Annotated in this window: 3 protein-coding genes; all 3 read left to right on the forward strand. The window is 66.0% G+C overall.

Annotated elements, in window-relative coordinates:
* The first annotated feature begins 238 nt into the window (after nt 1–238).
* The 3 genes from ACIA8E_RS41895 to ACIA8E_RS41905 are packed head-to-tail and all read left to right on the forward strand — an operon-like array spanning nt 239 to nt 1572.
* Nucleotides 239–793, forward strand: a complete 555-nt coding sequence (locus ACIA8E_RS41895; RefSeq protein ID WP_399307356.1) for a hypothetical protein — start codon at nt 239–241, stop codon at nt 791–793.
* Nucleotides 718–1131 (forward strand): transposase, encoded by a 414-nt coding sequence (locus ACIA8E_RS41900; protein ID WP_399307358.1) that lies wholly within the window; start codon nt 718–720, stop codon nt 1129–1131. Before ACIA8E_RS41895 ends, ACIA8E_RS41900 begins: the two co-directional genes overlap by 76 nt.
* A gap of 45 nt (nt 1132–1176) precedes the next feature.
* The gene (locus tag ACIA8E_RS41905; protein ID WP_399307360.1) at nt 1177–1572 is read left to right on the forward strand and encodes a hypothetical protein; all 396 of its coding nucleotides are present in this window, start codon (nt 1177–1179) and stop codon (nt 1570–1572) included.
* The last annotated feature ends 86 nt before the right edge of the window (nt 1573–1658 follow it).

Here is a 1658-nt window from a genome sequence, read left to right on the forward strand (position 1 = left end):
GCGTCCACCGCTCCAACACCGCCCGCTCGTCATCAGACAGCAGCAACGGTTCCAGCTTCGGGCCCCGACGAGGAACTGACGCACCAGCAGCAGAAGTCACACACCAACTAACGATCAACTACTGGCACAGGACACTAGTTCCTATGCCGACGGGGCCGGCACTGGCGCCCCGCACGCGGTCCAGGTCGCCGACCGCTTCCACCTCTGGCCGAACCTGGGAACCGCCGTCGAGCGGAACGTGAGCCGCCACAACAACTACCTGAAGACAGTAGTCGTCAGGACTGATGGCCTGCCGAGCGATGCCGTCGCCAACCACGCGGATGCCAAGAGGGTGATGTCTTCGATCGAGGCCCGAATCCGCGAACGTCATGTGACCGTCCATGCTCTGCTCGCCCAAGGACACGGCATCCGTGAGATCGCCCGGGAACTGCGCATGGGTGGCAATACCGTTCGGCGCGCGGCCCGCGCAGCGAGCCCCGAAGAACTACTGAGCGGACGACATCAGCCCCGGCCCAGTCAGCTCGACCCCTACAAGCCCCACCTGGACAAACGCTGGGCCGAGGGATTGACCAACGCGATCCAGCTCCAGGCCGAGTTCCAAGACCTCGGCTACCGCGGCAGCTATCAGACAATCAGCGACTACGTGCGCCCGAGGCGCCGCCGGCGCATCCGCATCGTCGCCCCCGCACCTCCCGGCGTCCGGCAGGTCACCGGGAGGTGCGCCACCCTGATCGCCTGGGTGACGAAGAGCGCCGGCAGTTCACCGCCGTCCTCGCCCGGTGCCCGGAACTGACCGCCCTCCATGGACACGTCCGCGCCTTCGCCGAGATCCTCACCACCCGCTCCGGCCAGCACCTCAAAGACTGGATCACTGCCACCCGCGCCGACGATCTGCCCGGACTCCACACGTTCGCCACTGGCCTGGAGAAGGACTGGGACGCGGTCGTTCAGGGCCTGACCACCTGCTGGAACTCCGGTCCGGTGGAAGGCCGGGTCAACCACATCAAGATGATCAAGCGCCAGATGTTCGGCCGGGCCAAACTCCCACTCCTTCGCAAGCGAGTCCTCCTCACCGCCACCCGCCCGGCGGCACAGCCAGTAACTACAACCGACAGGTCTAGTGATTCTTGAGAGCGCCATAAGGTGACTCTCTCGACGACCCGGCGGGAGTACGCCATGGAGATCACCGTCCAGTGGATACGGACGTCCTGGACGAAGGAGTCCCGGGGAGGGGAGGCTGCCTCGCGCAGGAACGCGACCCCGATCGGCTTCGCTCTCCCGCCTGCCGAGACCACCACCTCCGCACACGTGATTCGCATGCATGAGCGTGACGGCTTCAAGCCCTATGTCACCCAGGAAGACCGCGGCAAAGTCGATGTCCAGCTGCGGGAAGCCGACGGACGGCTGCGGGTCTTCCCGCGAGTCCAGCCCTTGTTTGCCCTGCCGCCCCGGCCGCGACGGCCCCCGGCAGTGCGACTCGGCCCCGGCCAGTGGGTGCGCTGGCAGCTCAACTACCGCTTCAGCAGTGCACTGGGGATCCGGGGTTGGTCGTACTGGCTGGACTGGGCTTGATCCGCTTTGACGGACATTCGAGATCAGGGGCTCAGCCCCGGGAGGATGTCCATCATGGAGAGCATGGGGAAGAAGAAACCTCGCCG

The sequence above is a fragment of the Streptomyces sp. NPDC051664 genome (assembly GCF_044453545.1).
In the GTDB taxonomy this organism is placed as follows: Bacteria; Actinomycetota; Actinomycetes; order Streptomycetales; family Streptomycetaceae; genus Streptomyces.